This window comes from Mycobacterium sp. IDUB_5, from assembly GCF_055419565.1.
Map to the genome: position 1 here is coordinate 1 of NZ_JBVAXX010000013.1, position 1,268 is coordinate 1,268.

At 63.3% G+C, this 1,268-nt stretch carries 1 protein-coding gene; it reads right to left on the reverse strand.

Annotated features, from left to right (window positions below):
- Nucleotides 1-41: 41 nt before the first annotated feature.
- Nucleotides 42-1,201, reverse strand: a protein-coding gene (locus ACZY1G_RS27785; RefSeq protein ID WP_463824160.1) for an IS3 family transposase whose coding sequence is annotated in 2 segments (ribosomal slippage) — nucleotides 42-910 and nucleotides 910-1,201 — 1,161 coding nt in all. Because the reading frame shifts where the segments join, the coding sequence is not laid out codon by codon here.
- Nucleotides 1,202-1,268 lie beyond the last annotated feature (67 nt).

The window sequence follows — 1,268 nt, forward strand, 5'->3', positions numbered from 1 at the left end:
GGGACTGCCCCGGGTTCAGTTGACTCGCGGGGGTGTGAATTTCAGGCCGCGGTTGCGACTGGTGTGTGGAGCAGTTCGAACTCTATCGGGGTGAGTCGGCCGAGGGCGCGTTGCCGGCGGCGTCGGTGGTAGGTCCGCTCGATCCAGGTGACGATGGCCAGTCGCAGCTCGGCCCGAGTGGACCATCGTTTCCGGTCGAGCACGTTGCGTTGCAGAAGGGCGAAGAACGACTCCATGGCGGCGTTGTCACCGCACGCGCCGACTCGACCCATCGATCCATGTAATCCGTTGTGTGACAGTGCGAGAACGAACTTTCGTGACCTGAATTGGCTACCCCTGTCGGAGTGGACGATCGTCGCCACTGGCGAGCGCAGTGCTATCGCGTGATCGAGGGCAGCGACCGCGAGTGAGGACTTCATTCGCGAGTCGATCGAGTAGCCCACAATCCGGTTGGAGTAGACGTCTTTTATGGCGCAGAGATAGAGCTTGCCTTCGTCGGTCGGGTGCTCGGTGATGTCGGTCAACCAGACCTGGTCGGCGCCGGCTGCGCTGAAGAGGCGGTCTACAAGATCGTCGTGGACGGGTGGCCCGGATCGGCGGTTCAGTCCTCGCTTTTTGGCGAAGATCGACCAGATCCGTTCCTGGGAGCACAGCCGGGCGACACGGTTTTCGCCGGCGGTGATCCCGCGACTGGGCAGCTCGTCGGCGATGAACCGGTAGCCGAAGGCGGGGTCATCGGCATGAATATCGCGGGCGGCGTTGATCAGGTGCGCATCGTCCCAATCACGCTGTGTCAAAGGCGCTTTGCGCCATTTGTAGAACGCCTGGGTAGAGAAACCCAGGACCCGGCAGGTCACCGTGACGGGAACTCCGTCAGCGGCAAGGTCGAGGACCAGCGGGTACATCATTTTGGGTTGGCGTCCCGGGAAAGGTAGCCGACAGCGCGGCGCATCACCTCGGCTTCCTGCTCGAGGAGTTTGATCCGCTTGTGTGCTTCGCGCAGCTGCGCTGCTGTGTCGTCGGGAGCTGCCGCCGGCGCGGGCTGGCCAAGACCGTCCTCGCGGTCGGCGATCTTGAGCCAGCGATGCAGGCAGGCCTCCGAGATCCCGAAGTCCTTCGCGATCTGGCGCAGCGGTGCTTCGCCCTTGCGGGCTACGGCGATGACATCGGCTCGGAACTCGGCGGGAAACGGCTTCGGCACGAGATTGATCCTTCCAGCAAGGACGAATCCTCACAGGTCAGGAGTCAACCAAACTGGGGGCAGTCCC